The sequence below is a fragment of the Streptosporangium sp. NPDC006007 genome (assembly GCF_040614315.1).
In the GTDB taxonomy this organism is placed as follows: Bacteria; Actinomycetota; Actinomycetes; order Streptosporangiales; family Streptosporangiaceae; genus Streptosporangium.
In genome coordinates this window covers 111,890-136,382 of sequence record NZ_JBEXUG010000015.1, presented here as the reverse complement: position 1 = coordinate 136,382, position 24,493 = coordinate 111,890, and the positions used below count along the sequence as shown (strand labels likewise).

Annotated in this window: 21 protein-coding genes; 15 read left to right on the top strand and 6 right to left on the bottom strand. The window is 72.8% G+C overall.

Features of this window, described 5'->3' with window-relative positions; genetic code table 11:
- Positions 1-73 precede the first annotated feature (73 nt).
- The 10 genes from ABZ194_RS14875 to ABZ194_RS14830 all read left to right on the top strand — a co-directional run bounded on the left by ABZ194_RS14875 (position 74) and on the right by ABZ194_RS14830 (position 10,488).
- Positions 74-1,654 carry an alpha/beta fold hydrolase gene (locus ABZ194_RS14875; protein ID WP_355596266.1) on the top strand — a complete coding sequence of 527 codons (1,581 nt, stop codon included), beginning with the start codon at positions 74-76 and terminating at the stop codon, positions 1,652-1,654.
- 407 nt (positions 1,655-2,061) lie between these two features.
- Positions 2,062-2,490, top strand: coding sequence for a hypothetical protein (locus ABZ194_RS14870; protein WP_355596264.1), 429 nt, complete (start codon positions 2,062-2,064; stop codon positions 2,488-2,490).
- 10 nt (positions 2,491-2,500) lie between these two features.
- Complete coding sequence (locus ABZ194_RS14865; RefSeq protein WP_355596262.1) at positions 2,501-3,661, top strand: glutathionylspermidine synthase family protein; 1,161 nt, start codon at positions 2,501-2,503, stop codon at positions 3,659-3,661.
- An 18-nt stretch (positions 3,662-3,679) separates the two neighbouring features.
- A complete protein-coding gene (locus tag ABZ194_RS14860) occupies positions 3,680-4,159 on the top strand; it encodes a DUF350 domain-containing protein (RefSeq protein ID WP_355596260.1) in 480 nt (159 codons plus the stop codon).
- A gap of 142 nt (positions 4,160-4,301) precedes the next feature.
- Positions 4,302-5,486: a helix-turn-helix domain-containing protein gene (locus ABZ194_RS14855; protein ID WP_355596292.1), complete on the top strand. Its 1,185-nt coding sequence runs from the start codon at positions 4,302-4,304 to the stop codon at positions 5,484-5,486.
- A gap of 117 nt (positions 5,487-5,603) precedes the next feature.
- Positions 5,604-6,500: an ACP S-malonyltransferase gene (locus ABZ194_RS14850; RefSeq protein ID WP_355596258.1), complete on the top strand. Its 897-nt coding sequence runs from the start codon at positions 5,604-5,606 to the stop codon at positions 6,498-6,500.
- Positions 6,497-7,453, top strand: coding sequence for a beta-ketoacyl-ACP synthase III (locus ABZ194_RS14845; RefSeq protein ID WP_355596256.1), 957 nt, complete (start codon positions 6,497-6,499; stop codon positions 7,451-7,453). The genes ABZ194_RS14850 and ABZ194_RS14845 overlap by 4 nt, the downstream gene beginning before the upstream one ends.
- A 74-nt stretch (positions 7,454-7,527) precedes the next feature.
- Complete coding sequence (locus tag ABZ194_RS14840; RefSeq protein WP_355596254.1) at positions 7,528-7,767, top strand: acyl carrier protein; 240 nt, start codon at positions 7,528-7,530, stop codon at positions 7,765-7,767.
- 53 nt (positions 7,768-7,820) lie between these two features.
- A complete protein-coding gene (gene fabF, locus ABZ194_RS14835; RefSeq protein ID WP_355596252.1) occupies positions 7,821-9,053 on the top strand; it encodes a beta-ketoacyl-ACP synthase II in 1,233 nt (410 codons plus the stop codon).
- A gap of 13 nt (positions 9,054-9,066) precedes the next feature.
- Positions 9,067-10,488 (top strand): carboxyl transferase domain-containing protein, encoded by a 1,422-nt coding sequence (locus tag ABZ194_RS14830; protein ID WP_355596250.1) that lies wholly within the window; start codon positions 9,067-9,069, stop codon positions 10,486-10,488.
- 71 nt (positions 10,489-10,559) lie between these two features.
- Here the strand turns inward: ABZ194_RS14830 and ABZ194_RS14825 are convergent, their stop codons facing one another.
- The gene (locus ABZ194_RS14825) at positions 10,560-11,054 is read right to left on the bottom strand and encodes a DUF3145 domain-containing protein (protein ID WP_355596248.1); all 495 of its coding nucleotides are present in this window, start codon (positions 11,052-11,054) and stop codon (positions 10,560-10,562) included.
- A gap of 204 nt (positions 11,055-11,258) precedes the next feature.
- On the opposite strand from ABZ194_RS14825, the gene ABZ194_RS14820 reads away from it, so the two are divergent.
- The 4 genes from ABZ194_RS14820 to ABZ194_RS14805 are packed head-to-tail and all read left to right on the top strand — an operon-like array spanning position 11,259 to position 15,877.
- The gene (locus ABZ194_RS14820) at positions 11,259-12,320 is read left to right on the top strand and encodes a S8/S53 family peptidase (protein ID WP_355596246.1); all 1,062 of its coding nucleotides are present in this window, start codon (positions 11,259-11,261) and stop codon (positions 12,318-12,320) included.
- A gap of 60 nt (positions 12,321-12,380) precedes the next feature.
- Positions 12,381-12,980, top strand: a complete 600-nt coding sequence (locus ABZ194_RS14815) for a sigma-70 family RNA polymerase sigma factor (protein ID WP_355596244.1) — start codon at positions 12,381-12,383, stop codon at positions 12,978-12,980.
- Positions 12,977-13,441, top strand: a complete 465-nt coding sequence (locus ABZ194_RS14810) for a hypothetical protein (protein ID WP_355596242.1) — start codon at positions 12,977-12,979, stop codon at positions 13,439-13,441. The genes ABZ194_RS14815 and ABZ194_RS14810 overlap by 4 nt, the downstream gene beginning before the upstream one ends.
- Complete coding sequence (locus ABZ194_RS14805; RefSeq protein WP_355596240.1) at positions 13,442-15,877, top strand: CHAT domain-containing tetratricopeptide repeat protein; 2,436 nt, start codon at positions 13,442-13,444, stop codon at positions 15,875-15,877.
- On the opposite strand, the gene ABZ194_RS14800 is transcribed toward ABZ194_RS14805, so the two are convergent.
- The 4 genes from ABZ194_RS14800 to ABZ194_RS14785 form a co-directional block, all read right to left on the bottom strand.
- A complete protein-coding gene (locus tag ABZ194_RS14800) occupies positions 15,817-16,638 on the bottom strand; it encodes a sulfurtransferase (protein WP_355596238.1) in 822 nt (273 codons plus the stop codon). The genes ABZ194_RS14805 and ABZ194_RS14800 overlap by 61 nt on opposite strands.
- A complete protein-coding gene (locus ABZ194_RS14795; protein ID WP_355596236.1) occupies positions 16,635-17,753 on the bottom strand; it encodes a nucleotide pyrophosphatase/phosphodiesterase family protein in 1,119 nt (372 codons plus the stop codon). The genes ABZ194_RS14800 and ABZ194_RS14795 overlap by 4 nt, the downstream gene beginning before the upstream one ends.
- Positions 17,750-18,340: a DUF5998 family protein gene (locus ABZ194_RS14790; RefSeq protein WP_355596234.1), complete on the bottom strand. Its 591-nt coding sequence runs from the start codon at positions 18,338-18,340 to the stop codon at positions 17,750-17,752. Before ABZ194_RS14790 ends, ABZ194_RS14795 begins: the two co-directional genes overlap by 4 nt.
- Positions 18,341-18,504: 164 nt before the next feature.
- Entirely contained in the window at positions 18,505-21,165 is a 2,661-nt protein-coding gene (locus ABZ194_RS14785; protein WP_355596290.1) for a bifunctional GNAT family N-acetyltransferase/acetate--CoA ligase family protein, read from the bottom strand.
- A 158-nt stretch (positions 21,166-21,323) separates the two neighbouring features.
- On the opposite strand from ABZ194_RS14785, the gene ABZ194_RS14780 reads away from it, so the two are divergent.
- On the top strand, positions 21,324-22,217 hold the full coding sequence (locus ABZ194_RS14780) for a sugar kinase (RefSeq protein WP_355596232.1): 894 nt from the start codon (positions 21,324-21,326) through the stop codon (positions 22,215-22,217).
- A gap of 74 nt (positions 22,218-22,291) precedes the next feature.
- On the opposite strand, the gene ABZ194_RS14775 is transcribed toward ABZ194_RS14780, so the two are convergent.
- Positions 22,292-24,361: a RecQ family ATP-dependent DNA helicase gene (locus tag ABZ194_RS14775; protein WP_355596288.1), complete on the bottom strand. Its 2,070-nt coding sequence runs from the start codon at positions 24,359-24,361 to the stop codon at positions 22,292-22,294.
- Between the last annotated feature and the right edge of the window lie 132 nt (positions 24,362-24,493).

The following is a 24,493-nucleotide window of genomic DNA, read 5'->3' as shown; positions in this document are numbered from 1 at the left end:
TCCTTCTGCGGAGGGCCTCGCCCGGTTAGTGTGGAATCGCTTCCCCCGCCGAACGATTCGAGGGGGGCGCTTCATGCGAAGAATCCTGACGGCCGTCGCCGTGACGACGATCCTTTCCACCGCGCTGGCCGCCTGCGGGAGCAGGAACGGGCCCGGCGGGTACGGTGCCGTGGCGGGCACCTCCGAACCGAGTTCCGCACCGGGCGTGTCCGCGTCGCCGGGTGTCTCCACGTCGCAGGGGAGTCCGGGCCCGATCGCCTGGGGCCCGTGCACCGATCTCAGACGCCCGGACGGGGCGCCCCCCAAGTCCAGCCCGAGGTTGCAGTGCGGAAGGCTGAGGGTTCCGCTCGACTACGCCAGGCCGGACGGCGAGACGCTGGACATGGCGGTGGTCCGGATCCGGGCCGCCGAGCCCGGCAAGCGGATCGGTTCCCTGGTGTTCAACTTCGGCGGTCCCGGCGCGTCCGGTGTCAACACCCTGCCCCAGGCCGCCAAGCTCTTCGGAACCCTGAACACCCGCTACGACCTGGTCAGCTTCGACCCCCGCGGGGTGGAGCGCAGCGACGGCGTCAAGTGCGGCACCACCAAGGACCTGGAGCGGTTCCTCGCCATGGACACCCAGGCCACCGACGACGCCGAGCGCGCCGAGCAGGAGAAGACCATCAAGGGCTTCGCGAGCTCCTGCGGGCAGACCTCCGGCCGGATCCTTCCCCACGTCGGCACGGTCAACGCCGCCCGCGACATGGACCGGCTCCGCGAGGCGCTGGACGACAGGCGCCTCAACTACTTCGGCATCTCGTACGGCACGCATCTCGGCGCGGTGTACGCGACCCGGTTCCCCCAGAACGTGGGCCGCTTCGTACTGGACGCCCCGGTGGACCCGAGCCTCACTCTGGAGCGGCGCACGCTGGCCCAGGCGGCAGGGTTCCAGCAGGCGTACGAGTCCTTCCTGAAGGACTGCGTCAACGGCCCCGGCCAGTGCGAGGTCGGCGCGGACGCGACCATCGCGAACAAGAACGTCGACAACTTCCTGACCGATCTGAAGAGCAGCCCGCTCCCGATCGACGATCGCACGCTCACCCAGGGGCTGGCCGGGACCGGCATCGCCGCCGCGCTGTACTCGGAGCTGACCTGGCCGCTGCTGGAGCAGGGGCTGAGGCGGGGCTTCAAGGGCGACGGCCGGATCCTGATGGCGCTGGCCGACAGCTACAACGGCCGGATGCCCGACGGGTCCTACTCGACCCTGATGAGCAGTTTCCCGGCCATCAGCTGCGTGGACACCGCCGAACGGCCGTCCCGCGAGCAGCTGGCCAGGACCGAGGCCACCGCGCTGAAGATCTCCCCGCTGTTCGGCAGCGCCGGGATGGGCGCCATCTGTACGGTGTGGCCGGTTCCGGGCAGCGACGAGGCCAAGAAGGTGAACGCCACCGGCTCGGCGCCGATCGTGGTCATCGGCGGCAAGGGCGACCCGGCCACGCCGTACCAGTGGGCACCGAGCCTGACCTCCCAGCTCAGGACCGGCGTGCTGGTCACCTACAAGGGTGAGGGCCACGGCGCCTACCTGTCCGGCGACCCGTGTGTCAAGAAGCTCACGGACGGCTACCTGCTCGACGGGAAGGTGCCCGCGACCGGCGCCGTCTGCCCCTCGCCGTGACCCCGCCCCGCCCGTGCCGCGCGTGAGAGCGCGGTGAAGGCGTCGTCGGGCCGCCGCGAGACCCGCGGGTAGGGCTCCGGCTCGGCGACCGGGTGAACGCGCGCGGTCAGATCCCCGGTCGCGGCCCCCCTGGCCGGTGGCGTCGCGGTCATCAGCTCGCGCGGGGCGCCGCGGGCGTGGGGGTCGCTCTCCGCGTGGCCGAGCGCCTCGGCGATCGCGACCGCCTCGGCCGGGGTGAAGGTGAGCGGGGGCGGGGACGCGCCGGCGCCGGCGGTTTTCCCGCCATCGCCCTCACCCGGCGGACGACCGTATTTATCACGAAAAAGCCGACAATATCCACCACAAGAAGGAGTTGAACAGACAAAACAGCATCGATACCCTGTGGCGACACATCTCATTGGAGCCCGATGGCCGCAAGCCCGAAACATCCCCTGGCAGCAGGCCAGAACCTCCCCGGCAAGCCCGGGCCCAAGCCCTCGGGCACGAAGGCGTCCAAGGTCATCACCCTCACCGGCATCGGGGTCGTCTCACTGTTCCTCATCGGCTACTGCGCGGCCCAGGACGACTACGAGGAGGTCGGCGCCGACTGCGTGGACCTCGACAGCCGCCTGGCGGACGGCTCCTACGCGGTCGTCGACGACGACCACTGCGACTCCCCCGGCTATCGCGGCTCGCACGGAGCCTACGGCTGGTACTACGGAGGCGCGAGGTCCGGGGCCCGGATCATGCGGGGCACCACGGTGCGCCCCTCGGACGTCCAGATCACCACCCGCAAGGGCACCGTGATCCAGCGCGGCGGCTTCGGAGGGCGCGGCGGCTGGGGCAGCGGGAGCTGAGCCCGGAACGATGAGACGCGAGACCTCGCTCCCCCGCGAAGGCTGGGAGAGCATCATCGAGGGCCACGGCCTGGTCTATCACCGCTCCGCCCACCCGGACGGCCTGGAGCGCCCCTACTGGGACGAGACCGCGCAGTACGTCTTCTCGATGGAGGAGGTCCTCGCCCTGGAGGAGCAGGTCGAGGAGCTGCACCGGATGTGCCTGCACGCGGTGGAACACGTCGTGGAGCACAACCGCTACGCCGACTTCGCCGTGCCGGCGTGGGTGGCGCCGGAGATCGCCGCCTCCTGGCGGCGCGGCGACCCCCACCTGTTCGGCCGGTTCGACCTGCGCTACGACGGGACGGGCCCCGCCAAGCTGCTGGAGTACAACGCCGACACCCCGACCAGTCTGCTGGAGAGCTCGGTCGTGCAGTGGTTCTGGCTGCGCGACCGTTACCCGGGAGACGACCAGTGGAACTCCATCCACGAGCGGCTGATCGACCGGTGGCGGCAGCTGGCGACCGGCCTGCCCAGCGGACCGGCCCACTTCGCCTGGACCATGATGGACGAGACCGGCGAGGAGGCGATGACGCTCGCCTACCTCCAGGAGACCGCGGGACAGGCCGGGCTGAACACCGTCGCCGTGGCCATGGAGGACATCGGCTGGGACGGCCTCAACCTGCGGTTCGTGGACACCGAACGCCGGGTGATCCGCTCTCTGTGCAAGCTGTACCCGTGGGAGTGGGCGATCGCCGATCCCTTCGGGGCCCAGGCCGTACGCCACCAGGTCTCCATGACCTGGATCGAGCCGCTGTGGAAGATGCTGCTGTCCAACAAGGCGCTGCTCGCGGTGCTGTGGGAGCTGTATCCCGGCCATCCGAACCTGCTGCCCGCCTATCTCGACGGCCCCCGTGACCTGTCCTCCCACATCGCCAAACCGCTGCTGGGCCGGGAGGGCGCGAACATGCGGATCGTCACCCCGGGCGACCGTGTCGAGACCCCAGGGGGCTACGGCGCCGAGGGTTACGTCTACCAGGAGTTCCAGGCGCTGCCGGTCTTCGACGGCTGGCGTCCCGTGCTCGGCGCCTGGATCGTCCACGACGAGGCGGCCGGGGTCGGCATCCGCGAGACCTCGGGGTTCATCACCGACGACACGTCGTCCTTCGTCCCGCACCGCATCGAGCTCTGACCCCGGAAAGAGAACACCATGACCCCCACCCCCCGGCCGCTTCCGCTCGCCGCCGACGCCGCGGTGACCTCGCTCGCCGAGATCCTCGGCCGCGGCGCGCTCGCCGTCGTCTCCTACGCCGCGCTCGGCGTGATCCTGATGATCATCGGGTTCTACGTGATCGACCTGGCCATCCCCGGCAAGCTGAGCCGGCTGATCAAGATTGACCGCAACCCCAACGCCACGATGCTCACCGGCTCCGGCCTGACCGCCGTCGGACTGATCGTCGCGGCCTCCATCTGGTCCTCGGGCGGCGCGCTGCACGAGGGCCTGCTCGCGACCCTGGTCTTCGGCCTGGTCGGCATCGCCGTGCAGACCGTGGCGATGGTCGTCTTCGACAGGGTCGTCGGAATCACGGTCCGGGACCTGGTCGAGGAGACCGACCTCCAGCCCGGCACCCGGCTCCTCGCGGTGACCCACGTGGTCATCGGCCTGATCACCGCCGTTGCCGTCATCTGACCCGGCCACAGGGCGATCCCGCGGGTCCTCGCCGTGGTCGGCCCCGCGGCATGACCCGCGGTGGCCGGCGCATCCCGCGCGACCTGGCACCCTTAGTGACGTGAGGGAGCGGAGCGAGCGAGCCGGCAGACAGAGCGACGTCATGACCCGGGCCACCGGAGAGGACGCCGACGCGGATCGGACACGGCACGACACCACGCGCAGGCTCGAACGGGCCATGGGCGCGCTGGGGACGGCCGCCATGTCCCGGATGGACGAGCGGCTGATGTGGTTCCGTGCCCTGTCCGCCGAGGACAGGTCCTGGGTCGGACTGGTGGCCCAGGCGGGGATCGCCGCGTTCGTGGAGTGGTTCCAGCACGCCGGGGAGGGCCGTCCGACACCGAGCATCGAGTTCTTCGGCACCGCGCCCCGGGAGCTGAAGCGGTCGATCTCGTTGCAGCAGACCGTGGACATCGTCCGGATCGTGGTCGAGGTGGTGGAGGCGCAGACCGGGGAGCTGGCGGCGCCCGGCGGGGAGGACCAGCTCCAGCAGGCGATGCTCCGCTACACCCGCGACGTGGCGTTCGCCGCCGCCCAGGTCTACGCACGGGAGGCGGAGGCCCGCGGGTCCTGGGACGCCCGGCTGGAGGCGCTGATCGTGGACGCGCTGGTCCGGGGCGAGGTCGACGACGGCCTGCACTCGTGGGCCGCCGCGCTGGGCTGGACCTCCTCCCCCATCGTGGTGCTGGCCGGGCAGACACCCGACGACGACCCGCAGGCGGTGATCGACGGGCTGCGCGACCGGGGACGCAGGTCGGGGCTGGACATGCTGGCCGGGGTCCAGGGGGATCGGCTGATCGTGATCGTCGGCGGCGCCGACAGCGTCGGGGCCGCGGCCAAGCACGTGGTACCGCGCTTCGGGCCCGGCCCCATCGTGATCGGGCCCGAGGTGAACGACCTGCAGGCGGCCGCGAGTTCGGCGCGGGCGGCGATCGCCGGGCTGCGGGCCGCCGCCGGATGGCCGGACGCGCCCCGGCCGGTCCACGCCGAGGACCTGCTGGCCGAGCGGGCCATCGACGGCGACGCCGACGCCAGGAGCCAGCTGATCGAGAACGTCTACGTGCCGCTGACCGGCACGCCGCTCCTCGACACCCTGGCGACCTATCTTGAGCAGGGCACATCGCTGGAGGCCACGGCCCGGCTGCTGTTCGTGCACCCCAACACCGTGCGTTACCGGCTGCGTAAGATCACCGAGCTGACGGGGTACCAGCCGACCGAGGGCCGTTCCGCCTTCACCCTGCAGGTGGGGCTTATTTTAGGCCGCCTGTCGGAAACAGCCGGAACATAGTGGTTATTACTTAACCTCACGGAAATGCCCGTTGTAGGCTTCCTACAAGATACTGAGCACAAAGTTCGTCAGGATCCCTATCCGTGTATCGAACCTCTACAGGGCAGGCTGGATTTCGTGCTCGTACTCGTCGCGCCGGGCCAAGGCGCCCAGACTCCAGGTTTCCTGATCCCCTGGCTTGAGATACCCGGTCTGGCGGACCGCCTGTCCGCGTGGTCCGACGTGGTCGGCCTCGATCTGATCGCCTACGGCACCACCGCGGGCGCGGACGAGATCCGCGACACCGCGGTGGCGCAGCCACTCCTCGTGTCCGCCGGGCTGGCCGTCGCCGAGGTCCTCGGGGCCCGTCCCGACGTCGTCGCCGGGCACAGCGTCGGAGAACTGACCGCCGCGGCCCTGGCCGGAGTGCTGACCGTCGAACAGGCGCTGACCCTCGTCCGCGAGCGCGGCCTGGCCATGGCCAAGGCCGCCGCGGCCGCCGAGACCGGCATGCTCGCCGTCCTCGGCGGCGTCGAGGAGGACGTGCTCGCCGCCCTCGACAGGCACGGCCTCACCCCGGCCAACATCAACGGCGCGGGGCAGATCGTGGCCGGCGGCACGCCGGCGCAGCTTGAGGCGTTCAAGGCCGATCCTCCGGCACGGGCCAGGCTGATCCCGCTCTCGGTGGCCGGCGCCTTCCACACCGTGCACATGGCCTCGGCGGTCGAGCGCATGCGCGAGGCCGCCGCAGCCGTAACCCCCGCCGACCCGGCCGTCACCCTGCTGTCCAACCGCGACGGCGCGGTGGTCGCCGACGGCGCCGAGTTCGTGGGGCGCCTGGTCGACCAGGTCGCCAATCCGGTCCGCTGGGACGCCTGCATGGCCACCATGTCCGGCCTGGGGGTCACCACGATGATCGAGTTGCTTCCCGGCGGCACGCTGACCGGTCTGGCCAAGCGTGCGCTGCGCGGGGTGACGACCGTCGCCCTGAAGACCCCCGACGACCTGGACGCGGCGCGAGAGGCTCTCAAGTGAAGGTGCAGCAGGGCGCCCCCGGCGCGAGAATCCTGGCTTTCGGCCACTACCAGCCCTCCAACGTGGTCACCAACGACGACCTGTCGGCGACCATGGAGACCAACGACGAGTGGATCCAGAGCCGGGTCGGCATCAAGGAGCGCCGGATCGCCCTGGCGGGCGAGTCCGAGATCGACCTGGCCGTGCAGGCGGGCGGCAAGGCCCTCGCCGCCAGCGGGCTGGCGGCCTCCGACATCGACCTGGTGATCGTCGCCACCTGCACGCTGGAGACGCAGATCCCCAACGCGGCCGGCCGGGTGGCCGTCCGGCTGGGCATCGACGCCCCCGGCGCGTTCGACGTGAACACCGCCTGCTCCGGCTTCTGCTACGCCCTGGCCGTCGCCAACGACGCCGTCCGCGCGGGCTCGGCCACCAACGTGCTGGTCATCGGCACCGAAAAACTCTCCCAGTGGATCGACTGGACCGACCGGGCCACCGCCGTGATCTTCGCCGACGGCGCGGGCGCCGCGGTCGTCGGCCCGTCGAACACCCCCGGCATCGGCCCGGTGGTCTGGGGCAGCGCCGGCGACAAGTCCGACGCCATCATCATCAGGGACCGCGACTCCTTCCTGCATCAGGAGGGGCAGGCCGTGTTCCGCTGGGCCACCACGGCCCTGCACCCGGTGGCCAAGGAGATCTGCGAGCGTGCCGGGGTGGACCCCGCCGACCTCGCGGCCTTCGTCCCCCACCAGGCCAACCTGCGCATCATCGAGACCATCGCCCGCAAGATCGGCGCCGGCAACGCCGTCGTCGCCAAGGACATCGTGCTGGCCGGCAACACCTCGGCGGCGTCGATCCCGCTGGCCCTGTCCCGGATGATCGAACGCGGCGAGGTCCAGTCGGGCGGGCTCGCCCTGCTGCTGGGTTTCGGCGCCGGACTGACCTACGCCGGTCAGGTCGTCGAAATCCCCTGAAACTTGTACGGCTACGCCGTGCAAAACCCCAAAGAACACCGACTCCATCACCGAATCCAAGGAGAACACCCGACATGGCCCTGACCGAGCAGGAGATCCTCGCTGGTATCGGCAAGATCATCAACGAGATCACCGGCATTCCGGCCGCCGAGGTCAGCCCGGAGAAGAACTTCGTGGACGACCTCGACATCGACTCGCTCTCCATGGTCGAGATCGCCGTCGCCGCCCAGGACGAGTTCGGCGTCGAGATTCCCGACGAGCAGCTCAAGCACCTCAAGACCGTCAAGGACGTCATCAATTTCATCCAGAACTAGAGCCGGCTGAGAACCGTCCGGATTTGACCCGCGAGTCACAAGGAGCGCAGAACGTGAACACAGGCCAGGTACGTGTCGTCGTCACCGGGCTCGGCGCGACAACGCCCCTCGGTGGGGACGTCGCCTCGACCTGGTCGGCGCTCCTCGCCGGTCAGTCCGGGGTCCGCAGCCTCACCGAGGACTGGGTCGACTCCGTCCCGGTGAAGTTCGCGGCCGTGGCCGCCGTGGACCCGACCGAGGTACTCCCCCGGCCGGAGGCACGGCGGCTGGATCGGGCCGAGCAGTTCGCACTGGTCGCCGCCCGCGAGGCGTGGGCGCACGCCGCGATCGAGAAGGTCGACCCCGAACGCCTCGGCGTGGTCGTGGGCAGCGGCATCGGCGGCATCACCACGATCCTCGCCGCCTACGACACCTTCAAGGAGAAGGGCTGGCAGCGGCTCTCACCGTACACCGTGCCCATGCTGATGCCGAACGGCGCCGCGGGGTGGATCGGCATCGAGGTCGGCGCCCGCGCCGGTGTGCACGCCACCGTGAGCGCCTGCGCCACCGGCGCCGAGTCGATCGGCTACGCCATCGAGATGATCCGCTCCGGCCGCGCCGACGTGGTCGTGGCCGGCGGCACCGAGGCCGCCATCCACCCGCTGAACATCGGCTCCTTCGCGGCCATGCGCGCCATGTCCTCCCGCAACGACGACCCCGAGCGCGCCTCCCGGCCGTGGGACAAGGCCCGTGACGGGTTCGTGCTCGGCGAGGGCGCGGGCATCGTGGTGCTGGAGTCCGAGGAGCACGCCCTCGCCCGTGGCGCCAAGATCTACGCGGTGGCCGCCGGGGTCGGCTACTCGGCCGACGCCCACCACATCGCCCAGCCCGAGCCGAACGGCGCCGGGGTCATGCTGGCCATGCGCCGCGCCCTGGAGAACTCCGGCCTCACCGGCTCGGACATCAAGCACGTGAACGCGCACGCCACCTCCACCCCGGCGGGCGACGTGGTGGAGACAGTCGCGATCAGGGAGGTCATCGGCGCCCACCCGCTGGTCACCAGCACCAAGTCGATGACCGGCCACCTGCTCGGCGGCGCCGGCGGCATCGAGTCGGTCTTCACGGTTCTCGCACTGCACGAGCGGATCGCCCCCGGCACGATCAACCTCGACGACCTCGACGACGGCGTCGAGGTGGACATCGTGCGCGGCGCGCCGCGCGCGCTGCCCGGCGGTCAGATCTCCGCGATCAACAACTCCTTCGGGTTCGGCGGGCACGACGTCGCCGTGGCCTTCACCAGCATCTGACAGGGAGCCCGTGATGACTGTGCTCGACAACAGAGTGGTGAGCGACGCCTCCGACAAGGAGACCGCCGATCCTCGCGACCCCCGGGTTCGCCTCGCCGCCCTGCTTGACGAGGGGTCGGTCCGGCTGATCTCTCCCGTGGACCGCAGCGGCGTGCTCTCGGCCATGGGCCGCGTGGAGGGCGTGCCGGTCGTGGCGTTCGTCAGCGACGCCCGGGTCCAGGGCGGCGCCATGGGTTCGGAGGGTTGCGAGCACATCGTGCACGCCTACGACGTGGCGGTCCGCGAGCGGGTCCCGATCATCGGTGTGTGGCACTCCGGCGGCGCCCGGCTCGCCGAGGGCGTGGAGTCACTGCACGCGGTCGGCCGCGTCTTCGCCGCGATGACCCGGGCCTCCGGCGTGGTCCCGCAGCTGTCCGTGGTGGTCGGCCCCGCGGCCGGCGGCGCCGCGTACGGCCCCGCGCTGACCGACATCGTGATCCTGGCCGACGAGGGCCGCATCTTCGTCACCGGCCCCGACGTGGTCCGCAGCGTCACCGGCGAGCAGATCGACATGGCCGCCCTCGGCGGTCCCGAGCCGCACAGCAAGCGCAGCGGCGTCGTGCACGTGGTCACCAAGAACGAGACCGACGCCTACCTCCAGACCAGGCGGCTGGCGGTGCTGCTGGGCCACCAGGGCCGGGTCCGCCCCGACGTCGAGGAGGTCGACTTCTCGGGCCTGCTGCCGGAGAACGTTCGCCGCGCCTACGACGTGAAGCCGCTGGTCAAGGGCCTGCTCGATGAGCCGGGCGTGGAACTGCACGCCAAGTGGGCGCCGAACGTCGTCACCACGCTGGGCCGTTTCGGGGGCCGGACCGTCGGTGTGATCGCCAACAACCCGATGCGCCTGGGCGGCTGCCTCGACTCCGCCTCCGCCGAGAAGGCCGCCCGGTTCGTGCGCATGTGCGATGCCTTCGGGGTGCCGCTGGTCGTGCTGGTGGACGTCCCCGGCTACCTGCCGGGCGTCGGCCAGGAGCACGACGGTGTGGTCCGTCGCGGCGCCAAGCTGCTGCACGCCTTCGCCGAGGCCTCGGTGCCGCGGATCACCCTGGTGACCCGCAAGGCGTACGGTGGCGCCTACATCGCGATGAACTCCCGGTCGCTGGGCGCCACCAGGGTCTTCGGCTGGCCGACCACCCAGATCGCGGTGATGGGCGCGGTCGCCGCGGTCCGCATCCTCAAACGCCGCGAGCTCGCCGCCGCGCCCGAGGACGAGCGCGCGGCCCTGGAGGCCAAGCTCGCCGAGGAGCACGAGATCCTCGCCGGCGGCCTCCACCGGGCCGTCGAGCTCGGCGTGGTGGACGAGGTCATCAAGCCCGAGGAGACCCGCGGAGCCATCGCCAGGGTTCTCGCCCAGGCCACCCCCGCCCGCGGCGCGCACGGCAACATCCCGCTCTGAGCACCTCGCGAAAGCCCCCGACGGCGCGGCCGTCGGGGGCTTTCCGCGCTTTTCCGGCACGGTTTCCCCGGTCACACGGCGGCGTGCAGCCAGCGGACCGGGGCGCCCTCTCCCGCGTAGCGGAACGACTCCAGCTCGGCGTCCCACTGCTTGCCGAGCAGGCGGTCCAGCTCCTCCTCCAGCACCACCCGGCCCTGCCGGGCCATCAGCATGGCGGAGCGTAACCGGTCTTCGGGGATCAGGATGTCACCCGTCGCCCCGATCACCGCCGTGAAGGCGCCGAGTGACGGAGTGTAGGCGTGCCGGGCCCCGTCGGCACCCGGCGAGGCGTCCTCGGTGACCTCGAAGCGGATCCGCTGCCAGCCCATCAATGACGAGGTGATGGCGGCCGCGGTGCCCTGACGTGCCTCCCACTCGGCCTGTGCGCGCACGTGGCCGGGCGCGGCGGGCTGTGGAGTCCAGGTCAGGTCTACGGGCACGCCAAGGACACCCGCGACCGCCCATTCAATATGAGGGCACAGCGCAGGCTGAGCTGAGTGGACGTAAAGCACGCCACGAGCAGACACCGGACCTCCCGTTTCGTACGAGGTGCGCCTTCCCCAACGGCCTCGCCAGGATGATCACAGGTGACTGAAGGAGAGACTACCGTCGGTTGTGACGCCGCACCAGAGGGGGGGTCATACCGAGAAGTTGCGACGCGCGCACTTGACTACGGCATCCTCTGAGAGGAAAACACGTATCGACCTGGTGATCAACCCCTGGAGGGCTGGATGAACGCCGACATCAAACGGGTGGAGCCCACCGCCGGAGCACCCGCGCTGATCAGGCCCGGCCAGCTGCTGGCGGACGCCGCCGGAGCCGCGGCCGTCGCCCGGTGGACCGCCGCCGCGGCCGAGGCCGACGGGATCTTCCGCATCCGGCTCTCGCCCGGCGTGGACGTCTGCGACCTGTCGGCGACGGTGCGTGACCAGGGTTACCCCGCCTCCCCCAACCACGTGCTGGTGGGCCAGCCGCTGTTCTTCGGCGGGCCCGCCTCCCGCCCCTTTCCCTCGCCCGCCTTTCCCCTCCCCGAGGCGGCGGAGTCCGGTGAGGACGCCGTGACGGTGGCGGTGGCGGACACCGGCCTGGCGGCGCACCCCTGGTGGTGCGAGCGCCCGTGGTTTTGGGAGCAGCGGCGTGAGGCCCCCGACCCGCCCGACTCCGACGGCGACGGCAGGCTCGACGTCCAGGCCGGGCACGGCACCTTCGTCACCGGGCTGATCCTGCGGTCGGCTCCCACGGCGCGGGTGCGCCCGCTCCGGGTGCTGAACGGTCACGGGGTGGGGGACGAGGCCGGGCTGCTGCGCGCCCTGGCCAGGCTCAGAATCGACCCGCCCCAGGTGCTCAACCTCTCCCTGGGCGGGCACACCTACGACGACCGCCCCTCCCCTCTGCTGGAGGCGGCCCTGGCCACCCTGGCGGACACGGCCGTGGTGGCCTGCGCGGGCAACACCGCCTCGGACCGCCCGTTCTGGCCCGCCGCGCTGCCCGGGGTGATCGCCGTCGCCGCGCTGGACGCCGCCGAGGAGGCCAGGGCGCCGTTCTCCGCACACGGTCCGTGGGTGGACGCCTGCGCCGGAGGTGAGTGGACGGCGAGCGCCTTCCTGGAGCACGGGGCGTTCCACGGCTACGCGCGGTGGAGCGGGACCTCCTTCGCCACCGCCGTGGTCAGCGGGGCGATCGCGGAGGCGTGCCGGAGCCGGACGCCCAAGGAGGCCGCGGCCCACGTCCTCGATCCCGTGCGAACACGGCAAATCCCCGATCTGGGGGTCGTCGTGCCCGCGCCGAGGTAAAGTCTCGCCCAAAGTACTCGCGCGAACACCGGGTGTGTTCGACGTGGTCCGGAGGCGCCGGTGAGTGACCAGCACACGATCGACGCCGCGCTGGCGGGCGACCAGGCGGCGTGGGACACGCTGGTCTGCCGGTTCTCGGGGCCGCTCTGGTCGATGGTCCGCGCCCACGGCCTGAGCGGCGCGGACGCCGCCGACGCGGTGCAGGGGACGTGGCTGCGGCTGGTCGAGAGCCTGCACACCATCCGCGACCCCGAGCGGATCGGCTCCTGGCTGTTCACCACGGCCAGGCGTGAGGCCGCGCTTCTGAGCAGGCGGAGGCGCGGCGAGCGGCTCGTCGCGGATCCGGCCGACGCCGGGAACACGGGAAACACCGGGCACGCCGGAAACGACGCCTTCGCCCCGGCACCGGCCGCGTATACCCATCCCGACCCCGCGCTGGCCGTGCTCTCCGCGGACGAGAGCCGCAGGCTGTGGCGGACCGTCGAGACGATGAACGAGCCCTGCCGCTCGCTGTTCCTGCTGATGGCGACGGCTCCCGACGCGGGCGTGCACCAGCTCGCGGGGCGGCTGGGCATGCCCAGCGGCAGTTACGGCCCCACCAGGCGACGCTGCCTGAACCGGCTACGCACCATGCTCACCGCCCAGGAGGCGACACCGTGACCCGACGCCCGGCCGCACTCGACGACGAATCCCTGATAGCCGCGCTCCGCCTGGCGGCCGGCCGGGATCCCGTGCCCGTCCACGTCCAGGGTGCCGCCCGGGCGGCCTTCGGCCTGCGGCTTCCCGACGCCGCCACGGCCCTGCCCGTGGCCACACCGGTCCCCCTGGGCGTCCGGTCCGCCGAGGAGGCGCGGCTGCTCCGCTTCAGCGCGGCCGAGGTCACGGTGGAGCTGGAGGTCGCCTCGGTGGACGGCCTGGTAGACCTGGCCGGTCAGGTGTCCCCTCCGCCGGAGGGAGGCACGACGGTGGAGGTGCGCACCCCGCACCTCACCCAGTCGCGTGAGGTCTCGGCGACGGGCCAGTTCGCCGTCACCGGCCTGCCCCCCGGCTGGTTCAGCGTGGTCTGCCGGCGGCCGGAGCATCCACCGGTCGTCACCAGCTGGACCCGGATCCGCCCGTAGGTGATCTCCGACGGCGCACTCGCCGCCGCCGAACGGGCGGTGGATCTCTCCGGCCGCGATCCGGCGCGGGCCCGCGCCCTGGCGAGCAGCCTGCTCCGCTCCGCCCCCACGACCGGCTCCGGCGGCGAGGCCGCCGCGGTCGCCCATCGGGCGCTCGCACTGGCCGCCCGGGAGCTGGGCGACCTGCCCCTGGCCGAGGAGCACCTGCACCGGGCCGTGGACGTGGCGCTCGCCGCCGGCCTGCCGCACCGGGCCGCGCAGGCCCGGCTGTCGCTGGTCCCCGTCCGCGCCGAACTCGGCCACCCCGGACAGGCCCTGGCCCTCGCCGCGGCCGCCGAACCCCACCTCACCCCGGTCGAGGTGGCCAAGCTGGGTGTCCACAGGGCGGTGGCTCTGGCCAGGCTCGGCCGGTACGCCGAGGCCGTGCAGGAGTGCGACCGCGCGGTGGGCCTGCTCGGCGGCGACACACGCTTCCTGGCCGGGGCGCTGCTGAACCGGGGGCTGGCCCGGACGCTGCTCGGGGAGTTCGAGACGGCCGAGTCCGACCTGACCCGCTGCGCCGAACTGGCCCGGGAGTCGGGCCTGGACCACCTGCTCGCGCTCGCCGAGGGCAACCTGCCGTTCCTGGCCGCGCGGCGCGGGGACCTGGCCGGCGCGTTCAGCGCCTACCGCCGCGCGGAGAGCAGCCTGTTCGGCTGTCCGGAACGGCTGGCCGTGATGCGCTGTGACCTCGCCGAGGCGCTGATCTCGGCCCATCTGCCGGGCGAGGCACGGGCGCTGCTCGACCGCGCGGTGCCCGAACTGGCCGCGGCGGGCGCGGAGGTGGCCCTGGCCGAGGCGCGGCTCCACCTCGCCAGGGCCGAGTTGCGCACCGGGGATCCTCACCGCGCCCGGCAGAGCGCGCAGCGGGCCGCGGCCGATCTGGCGGCCCAGGGCCGGACGGTGCTGGTTCCGCTCGCCACCGAGGTCCTGCTGCGGGCCAGGCTCGCGCTCGGCCCGCCCTGCGGGGAACTGCTCGCCGAGATGCTCTCGTGCGCGGACGCCTTGGACGGCGCGGGCCATCGGGACGTGTCCGGCGGGCTCAGGCTGACCGCCGCCGAGGCGGCGCTCCAGGCGGGCGACCGCGAGACCGCGGAGGAGCAGCTCTCCCGCCTCGCCCGTTCCGGCACCGGCGTGCTGTCGCGGCAGGCGACGGCGGTGCGGCGGGCGCTGGCCGGAGACCGGCGTGGGGCGTTCGCGACGGTCCTGACCGGGCTGGCCGAGGTGGGGGCGCGGGCGGCGGCGGTCGAGGACCCGATGGTGCGCGCGCACGCCGTCAGGGCCGGTGAGCCGCTGGCCGGTTTCGGGCTCGCACTGGCGCTGCGGACCGGCCGGGGCCGGACGGTCCTGGCCTGGTCGGAACGGTGGCGGGCGGTGGTGGGAGGCGCCGGGCGGCCCATCGCCCCCGACCTGGGCGAGCTACGGGCCGCGCTCGGGGACGCGGCCCTGGTGGAGTTCGCCCGGCACGGCGACGAACTGGTCGCCGTAGCGATCACCCCGGAGCGCGTGACCCTGCGCCGCCTGGGCTCCTTCGCGACCGCGGCCGAGGCCACCGTCAGGCTCCGGTACGGCCTGCGCAGGACGCACCTGCGCGACGGGAGGTCGCCCGGGGTCGCCGGGGAGGCCGCGCTGCTGGAGCGGCTGCTCTTCGGCCCTCTGCGCGGCCGGCTGGGCGACCGCCCTCTGGTGATCGTGCCGACCGGGACCCTCCACACCCTGCCGTGGCCGGTCCTGCCGATGAACGCCGGCCGCCCGGTGTCGGTGGCCACCGGCGCCGCCGCCTGGCTGGCCGGATACCGGGCGCGGGCCGTACGGAACGGCGGGGTGGTGGCGGTGGCCGGTCCCGGGCCGCGGTGTGCCGGGGCCGAGGCGGACATGGTCGGCGCCCTTCACCGGGGGGCGGAGCGGGTCGTGGCGCGCCGGCCCGCGGTGCTGGCGGCGCTGGAGCGGGCCGGGACGGCGCATCTGGCCGCGCACGGGATGTTCTGCCCGCGCAGTCCGCTGCTGTCCAGCATCGACCTCGACGACGGCCCGCTGATGGCCTACGACCTGCTGCGGCTGCGCACCCCGCCGGGGCTGGTGGTGCTGTCGGCCTGCGACGCGGGCATGGCGCACGTTCCGGTCGACGGGGCGCCGCTGGGGCTGGCCGGCACCTTCCTGTCGCTGGGAACGCGGTGCGTGGTGGCGAGCCTGGTGCCGGTGCGCGACGAGGAGACCCTGACGCTCATGACGGCCTTCCACGGTCTGCTGTCCGCCGGCCACCCGCCCGTCTCCGCGCTCGTCATGGCGAGCGCGGAGACGGCGGTGGACGGTTTTGTGTGTTTCGGCTATGGAGGTCAGCCGGTGGCGACCGGCCTGGACGGGTCGGCCACCCAGTTGGACCAGGATCCGACGTAGAGGGCGGCCGGGATCCCGGCCACCGCCAGGGCGAGCACCTCGTGGGCCGCCGTCACACCGGAGCCGCAGTAGGCGCCGACCCGCACCCCGGGGACCGCGCCGAGGGTGTTGAACCTCTCGCGCAGGAAGTCGGGCAGGTGGAAGCGTCCGGCCGGGTCGACGTTGTCACCGGTGGGGGCGCTGACCGCGCCGGGGATGTGCCCGGCCACCGGATCGACCGGCTCGACCTCGCCCCGGTACCGTTCGCCGGCGCGGGCGTCCAGAAGCACCCCGTCGACGGCCAGGTCCCGGGCCTGCCGGGCGTCGAGCACCGGCATCCCGCCCGGCCGCGCGACGAAGTCACCCGGCCGTCTCGCCTGCTCGCCCCCGGCGAGGGGCAGCCCGTCGGAGATCCAGCCGCGCAGGCCGCCGTCCAGGACCCGGACGTCGGGGTGACCGAAGTGGCGCAGCGTCCACCAGGCCCGCGCGGCGGCGGTGGAGTCGGCCTCGTCGTAGACGACGACGGCGCGGGAGCCGGAGACGCCCAGGCGGCGCATCGCGTCCTGGAACGGCCCGGCGGAGGGCAGCGGGTGGCGGCCCTGTGGCCCGGCCGGCGCGGCGAGGTCGGCGTCGAGGTCGCAGAAGACCGCGCCGGGGATGTGCCCCTCGCGGTAGGACTCGATTCCGGGCGGGCCGCCGAGCCGCCAGCGCACGTCCAGGATCGTCGTCTCGGGCAGCTCGGCCAGCACGGCCAGCTCCGACGGAGTGATCAGCGGGTTCAACGGGTGCTCACCTCCAGTAGGGGAACGTGCTGTTCGGCGGCTGTCAGGGAGCCGTGGGCGCCGGTGAACGACGCCTCGGTCGGCTCGTCGACCGAGGCGACGACGGCGCAGTCGGTGTACGGCACGGCGAGGACGTCGCCGATCCTGGGCAGCCATCCTGAGCGCACCCTCGGCCCGAACCAGCCGGACTCGACGGCCTCCTGTCTGGAGACGACCCACGCCTTTCCGGCGAGGAGGTCGCGCCAGGTGGCGAGCACCGCCTCGGCCGCGCCCGGAACGGCGTAGACGTGCCGGGCCCTGGTCTCGCCGCCGAGAAGGGCGACGCCGGAGCGGAGCGCGGCGACGGTGTCCACGTCGACACGTTCGGTGATGTTGACCATGCCGTGGTCCGCGGTGACGTACATCGCCGAGCCTGGCGGGAGCGTGCCCGCCAGCCGCTCGGCCAGCCGGTCCGCGACGGCGAGCCGTTTGAGCCACTGCGGGCTGCCCCAGCCGAAGCGGTGGCCCGCGGAGTCGAGGTCGCCGTAGTAGACCGTCACGTGAGAGCGGGGCTCGGCCAGCGCCCGGCGCACCCCCTCCACGCGGTCGTCGAGGGTGTCGGCGCCGACGAAGGTCACGCCCCGGTAGACGGCCCGGTTGAACGCGGTGGGCCCGAACTCGGACGGCCCGACGTAGCTGACGGGAACACCGGCCGCCGCGGCGCGCTCGAACACGGTCGGGGTGGGCTGCCACTCGTCGGAGGAGACCGGCGGCCCCGCGGCGGTCCAGCGCAGGCAGTTCAGGAGATAGCCGGCGCCGGGCACGGCGAGCTGGTAGCCGAGCATGCCGTGCTCACCGGGCGGCAGGCCGGTGCCCAGGGTGCCCAGGCTGGTCGCGGTGGTGGCGGGGAAGCCCGCGGTGAGCACTCCGGCCGGTCTGGCGGACAGGAAAGGGGCCGTCTCCGGATGGGCGCGCAGCAACTCGGCGCCCAGGCCGTCGACGATGAACATCAGGACCCGGCCGGCCGGTTCGAGGCCGAGCGGGTTCTCCCCTCCCATCCCGAGCACGGTGAGCAGAGAGGAGGACAGGTCGGCGAGGGAGGCGGTGCCGTACGCCGGGATCAGTGGGGCGGTCATGAGGCGGCGCGGGCGGTGGCCTCCGACAGTGCCTTGGCGAAGGCCAGCACGTGGGAGACGGCCTCGGAACCGTCGGCGGCCTCGCTCACCCGCAGGGAGAGGTCGTCCGCCGTGATGGCGCCGGTGTATCCGTGATCGGCCTCGCAGTTGTCGTCGCCGCAGGTGGCCGGCTCCAGGTCGACGTGGGAGATGGCCCCCCAGCCGATGGTGAGTGTGACCTCCGTGGGCGGCACGCCCGGCACGTAGGAGGCGGGGTCGGGGACGACCCGGGTGACGGCGACCGACTGGATCCTGCTCAGGCGTACGGCCTCGGTGGTGGTGGAGGCGTGTGCCACCGACACCCCCTCCACCGGCGAGTGCTCGTCGGTGTGGCAGACGAGCAGCCGGGTGGGGGAGAGCACCAGCACGGTGACGTGCCTGCGCACCTCCATGGCGGGGTCGAAGGTGGCCTCGTGGTGCACCACGTAGGCGCCCACCTGCTCCTTGCCCAGGGCGGAGTCGACCGCGTCGGCGACCAGGTCGGGGTAGTAGCCGCTGCGATCGATGGCATCGCGCAGGCCGGCGGCCGAGAGTCGGGTTTCCCTCATGGGTCCATCCTGCCCTGTCCGGGGCAGCGCTTTCGCCTGGAGCGCGCGAGGTTCGGCCCTCGGCGAAAAACACAATCCCGACCGAATGCTGTTTCCTTATGAAAGAGAACAGTTAATTGAGGTTTTGACAAGTAATTGTAGTTGAATCGCCGATCATGAGGTTTTTACCGTGACCGGCTCGGTCCCAGGCGGCGCGGCCCCGCGTCGACCCGGGGGCCCTCCAGGCTGTTCAGCACGGCGCGCGCCCCCAGCACGGCCACCTCGGACTCCCCCACCAGCACCGGGTCGAGGTCCAGCCTGGCCACCTCCGGCAGATCGTCGGCCAGCCGCCCGATCCGGACCAGCAGATCCGCGAGCGCCCCGACCGCGACCGGCGGATAGCCGTACTCGCCGAAGAGCAGCGGGGCCGCGCGCGGCGACCTGACCAGCGTCGCCGCGTCCTCGCGGGTCAGCGGGGCGAGCCGGTACGCCTCGTCGCGCAGCAACCGCGCACCGACCTCGCCCAGTCCGAAGGAGACGACCGCGCCGAACGCGGAGTCCTCGACGACGCCGGCCACGGTCGGCACCGCCGGCTGCGGGACCATCCGCTGCACCGCGAGCACGGCGCCCGCGCCGAGCTGCTCCGTCAGGCCGGCGAACGCCTCGGCCACCCCGTCGGGGCCGGACAGTCCGAGACGGACGGTCCCGGCGCGCTTGGCCGCCTCCGGGTCGGCGGCCTTCAGCACCACCGGCCAGCCCAGCCGCTCGGCCGCCGCGACGGCCTCCTCCGGCGAGCCCACCGTCTCGGCGGGCCACACGGCCAGCCCGTAGCAGGCGAGCAGCCCGGCGGCGTCGATCTCGGTCCTGGCCGCCCTCAGCCCCGCCGACACGAGCCGCCGTGCCGCGGCGGTGTCGACGTCCTCAAGTTCCACCGGGAGACCCGCGGGCCGCTCCCGCCATCGGGCGTGCCGTACGACGTGGGCCAGGGCTCGGACCGCCTCCTCCGGCGCGGCGTAGGAGGGGATCGCGCCCCGCTCGGGGGTGGGCCCCGCCCGCAGCTCCGGCGGCACGCCGACCTCTCCCTCGAACGTGGCCAGCACCGGTTTGCCGCGGTCTCGCGAGACCCTCAGCAGCTCGGCGGCGACCTCGGCCGCCCCGCCGGGGATCGGCGGCATGTAGATCACGACCACCGCGTCCACCTCCGGGAGCACCGAGGCCAGGGCCGCGCCGTACTCGGCGGCCCCCGCCCGCGCGCCGAGGTCGACCGGCGGCCGGGGGTCGAGACCGGCCCGCGCGCAGGCGTCGACCGCGAGCAGCGCCAGCGCGTCGGAGTTGCCCACCAGGCCGACCCTGGGCCCGGCGGGCAGCGGCTGGTAGGCCAGGAGCTGCGCCACGTCGAACTGCTGGATCAGGTCGTCGACCCGGATCACCCCGGCCTGCTCGAACAGCGAGCTCAGCGCGGTGTCGGGCAGGCCGAGCGCGGGCGCGGCGTGACCGGTGGGCACGCCCTGGGTGGCGCCGCCGCTCTTGACCACCACGATCGGCTTGCGCCGGGAGATGCGCCGCGCGAGCCGGGCGAACTTACGGGGGTTTCCCAGCGACTCCAGGTAGAGCAGGATCACATCGGTCCTGGGGTCCTCCTCCCAGTACTGCAGGAGGTCGTTTCCCGAGACGTCGGCGCGGTTGCCCGCCGACACGAACGAGGAGATGCCCATGCCGCGCTGGGCCACCCGCTGCAGCAGCGCGGTGCCCAGGGCACCCGACTGGCTGAAGAAGCCGACCCTGCCGTGCCCGGGAACGGTCGCGGCCAGAGTGGCGTTCAGCCGGACCGCCGGATCGGTGTTGGCGACGCCGAGGCAGTTGGGACCGACGACGCGCAGCCCGTACGCGCGGGCGATACGGACCATCTCATCCTGTCTCGCCCGCCCCTGCGGACCGGTCTCGCCGAAGCCCGAGGAGACCACGATCAGTCCGCGCACCCCCTTTTCCGCGCACTCCTTCACCACCTCGATCACCCCCTCGGCGGGTACGGCCAGCACCGCCAGGTCCACCTCGCCGTCGATGGCCGTCACACTGGGATAGGCCCGCACCCCGGCGACGGCCCGCGCCTCGCGGTGCACCGGGTAGACCGGGCCGGCGAAGTCCGCGGCGAGCAGGTTTCGCAGCACGGTCTGACCGATGCCACCCGGCTCCCTGCCCGCGCCGACGACCGCCACGGAACCCGGCGAGAGCAGCCGCTCGATGGAGCGGGACTCGGCCCGGTGCTCGCGGGAGGCGGTCACCTCCTGGGAGGTCTCGGTCGGCGTGAGGTCGAGGGTCATCCGGACCACGCCGTCGGCGAACCGGCTCTGCGCGGTGTAGCCCGCCTGCCGGAGCACCGCCGTCATCTTCCGGTTGGCGGGCAGCACGTCGGCGACGAACCGGGCGATCCCCCGCTCCCTGGCCGTCTCGGCCAGGTGCTCCAGCAACACCGAGGCGACCCCGCGTCCCTGGTGGGCGTCCTCGACGAGGAAGGCCACCTCCGCCTCCCCCGGCTCGATCCGGTCATAGCCGATCACCGCCACCATCTCCGCGCCGATCGTCGCGATCAGCGCGACGCGGTCCGCGTAGTCGACGTCGGTGAACCGGGTGATGTCGCGGTCCGACAGCCGGGGCCGGGGGCCGAAGAAACGGAAGTAGATCGTCTCCTCGGAGAGCCTGGAGTAGAAGGAGCGCAGCCGGTCGGCGTCGGAGGAACGGATCGGGCGTACATGGGCGGTGCCGCCGTCCGACAGGACGACGTCCGCCTCCCAATGGGCGGGATATCGAACAGCCTCCACAGTCCCGAGAGTAGCCGTGAACGGCATATGCCAGACCAGCCGGGCGGATTGTGGCAGGTTCACACAACGCTTGTGCATCGACTATGGTCCGCTGTCCGCTCCTGACCCCATACGCTGGCCGGAAGCTGTTAAGTTTTTGGCGGCTAGAGGCACGTCAGCATCGAAGGCAGCAAGGTGGTGACATCATGACGCGGGTGGTCGTGGTGGGCGATCTCATGACCGACGCGGTCGCCCGGGCTCGCTACCCGTTGGCGAGAGCCAGCGACACACCGGCGATCGTCACCATGCACGGCGGTGGTTCGGGGGCCAACATCGCCTCCTGGCTCGCCGTCGAGGGGGCCGAGGTGGCCTTCATCGGGCGCCGCGGCGCCGACATCACGGGGCGTAACCGCGACATGGAGTTGATGGGCTACGGCGTCGACGCGCGTCTCGTCATGGATCCGGAACGGCCGACCGGCACCTGCGTGGTACTCGTCACCCACAAGGGCGAGCGGACCATGCTGTCCGATCCGGGGGCGAACGCCGCCCTATCGCCCGAGGACCTGCCCCGCGACCTGTTCGTCCAGGGCGGCCACCTGCACCTGTCGGGCTACACCCTGATCAACGAGGGCTCCAGGGAGGCCGGCCTCGCGGCCCTGGAGACAGCCCGCCGCGCCGGCATGTCCATCTCGGTGGACTGCTCGTCCTCCGCCCCTCTGGAGCGCACCGGCGCCGAGCCGTTCCTTGAGTGGACCCAGAACGCCAAGCTGCTGTTCGCCAACGCCGACCAGGCCAAGGTGCTGACCGGCCGCGAGGAGCCGGACGCCGCCGCCAAGGTGCTGACCGCCTGGTTCCCCCAGGTCGTGATCAAGCTCAACGACGAGGGCGCGCTGTGGTACACCAACAGCCGCGCCGAGCCGGTCAAGGTCCCCGCCGAGGCCGTGGAGCGGGTGGTGGACGGCACCGGTGCCGGTGACGCCTTCACCGCCGGTTTCCTCCCGGCCTGGCTGGAGAACAAGCCTCCCGCCGAGGCCCTCGCCGCGGGCTGCCACCTGGCCTCCCGGGCCATCTCCCACCTGGGTGCCCGCCCCCGCCTCTGACCCGGCCCCGCCGGCCCTCGCTCTGCCGTGTCCGGGATCGGCGGCGAGGAGTCGGCCGCCGGGGAGCCGCCGGCTCAGGAGGTGACCGCGAGGACGAGCGGCAGCACGGCGGGCGCTCCGGCGTGGCGGAGCATGGCGGCGGCGAGCGTCAGGGTCCAGCCGGTGTCGGCCCGGTCGTCGACCAGCAGGACCGGCCCATCGGCCTTGGCGACGGCGTCGGCGAGCGCCGAGGGCATCGCGAGCGTGGCCCGGACGGCCTGAACCCGCTGGGCGCTGTTGAACCGCCGTCCAGGCGGCCCGGACCGATATCCCAGGTCGCCCAGGTAGGCCAGGCGTCCGACCTGGGCCAGCCGCTCGGTCAGACTCCGGACGAGCCGGGGCCTGGTCGCGGAGGGCACCGCCACCACGGCCACCGGACGGGACGCCCACTCCCAGGAGGCCAGCACCTCGACCACGGCGGCGAACACGTCGTCGGGGACCGGGCCGTCGGGCGCGCCGTCGGCCAGGAGTCCGCGGAGCCGGTTTCCCCAGCCGATGTCGGTCAGACGGCCCAGAGCCCTTCCCGGCTCCGCGCCCAGCTCCGGCCTGATCCGGCCCTTCAGGTCGGCCGACCCGGTCGGCCACTGCCTACGCGCCTCGATCTCCACCCCGGGGCGCCGCAGGCTCTCGGCCGCGCGCCTCACCGCCTCGGTCCCGACCTCGGGCGGGCGGTGCGCACCGGTGCAGTTGTCGCAGCGCCCGCACGGCGTGGCGGTGTCGTCGTCCAGACGGCGGCGGAGGAACTCCTCCCGGCAGCCCGTGGTGTCGAGGTAGTCGAGCATGGCCCGCTGCTCGGCCTCCCGCTCCGCCGCGACCCTGGCGTAGCGGTCGGCGTCGTAGTCCCACGCCTCGCCGGTGGCCTCCCAGCCACCCTTGACCCGGCGGACCGCGCCGTCCACGTCGAGGACCTTGAGCATCGTCTCCAGCCGGCTGCGGCTGAGGTCCACCCGGTTCTCCAGCGCGGCCGTGGACAGCACACCGCCCCCATCCAGGGCGGCGAGCACCGCCCGCACCACCGGCTCGGGCGGAAAGGCCAGCGAGGCGAAATAGGCCCAGATCTCCCGGTCCTCCGCCCCGGGCAGCAGGATCACCTCGGCGCGCTCGACGCCGCGCCCGGCCCGGCCGACCTGCTGGTAGTAGGCGACCGGCGACTGCGGCGCGCCGACGTGGACGACGAAGCCGAGGTCGGGCTTGTCGTATCCCATGCCCAGCGCGGAGGTGGCGACCAGCGCCTTGATCTTGTTGTCGAGCAGGGCCTGCTCGGCGGCGAGCCGTTCGGCCTGTTCGGTCTGGCCGGAGTAGGCCGCCACCTCGTGGCCCTGCTCACGCAGGTAGGCGGCGATCTCCTGGGTCGCGGCCACGGTGAGGGTGTAGACGATCCCGGAGCCGGGCAGCTCGTGGAGCGTCTGAGCGAGCCAGGCCAGGCGCTGCTCGGCGCCGCGGAGCCGTACCACGTTGAGGTGGAGGCTCTCGCGCTCCAGCGGCCCGCGCAGGACGAGGGTGTTCTCCCCCAGCTGCTCGGCGACGTCGTGGGTGACCCGGGCGTTGGCCGTGGCGGTGGTGGCCAGGACCGGCACCCCCTCGGGCAGCTCCTCGAACATGGTGCGCAGCCGCCGGTAGTCGGGCCGGAAGTCGTGACCCCAGTCGGAGATGCAGTGCGCCTCGTCCACCACGACCAGGCCGGCGCTCTCGGCCAGCTCGGGCAGGATCTGGTCGCGGAAGTCGGGGTTGTTGAGCCGCTCGGGGCTGACCAGCAGCACGTCGACCACGCCCTCGGCGACCTGAGCGTAGATCTGCTCCCACTCCTCGGGGTTGGCCGAGTTGACGGTGACCGCGTTGATCCCGGCGCGCTCGGCGGCGGCGATCTGGTTGCGCATCAGGGCCAGCAGCGGTGACACGATGACGGTCGGCCCCTCGCCCAGCTCGCGCAGGAGCGCGGTGGCGACGAAGTAGACCGCCGACTTGCCCCAGCCGGTCCGCTGCACCACGAGCACCCGGTCGCGGTCCACGACCAGGGCCTTGATCGCCGCCCACTGGTCCTCGCGCAGCCGGGCGTGCTCGCCCGCCAGCGCCCGCAGTCGTCCCTCGGCCTCTTCCCGCAGCATCCGCTCTTCGCTCACCGGTCATTGGTACCAGGTCCCGGGGACTGTTTCACTCCGGTTCGCCATCGGAGGCGTCCGGCGACCCCGCCCGGCCCCGGCCGGGCGCCCGGCCAAACCTTGACCGAACCGCCGAGG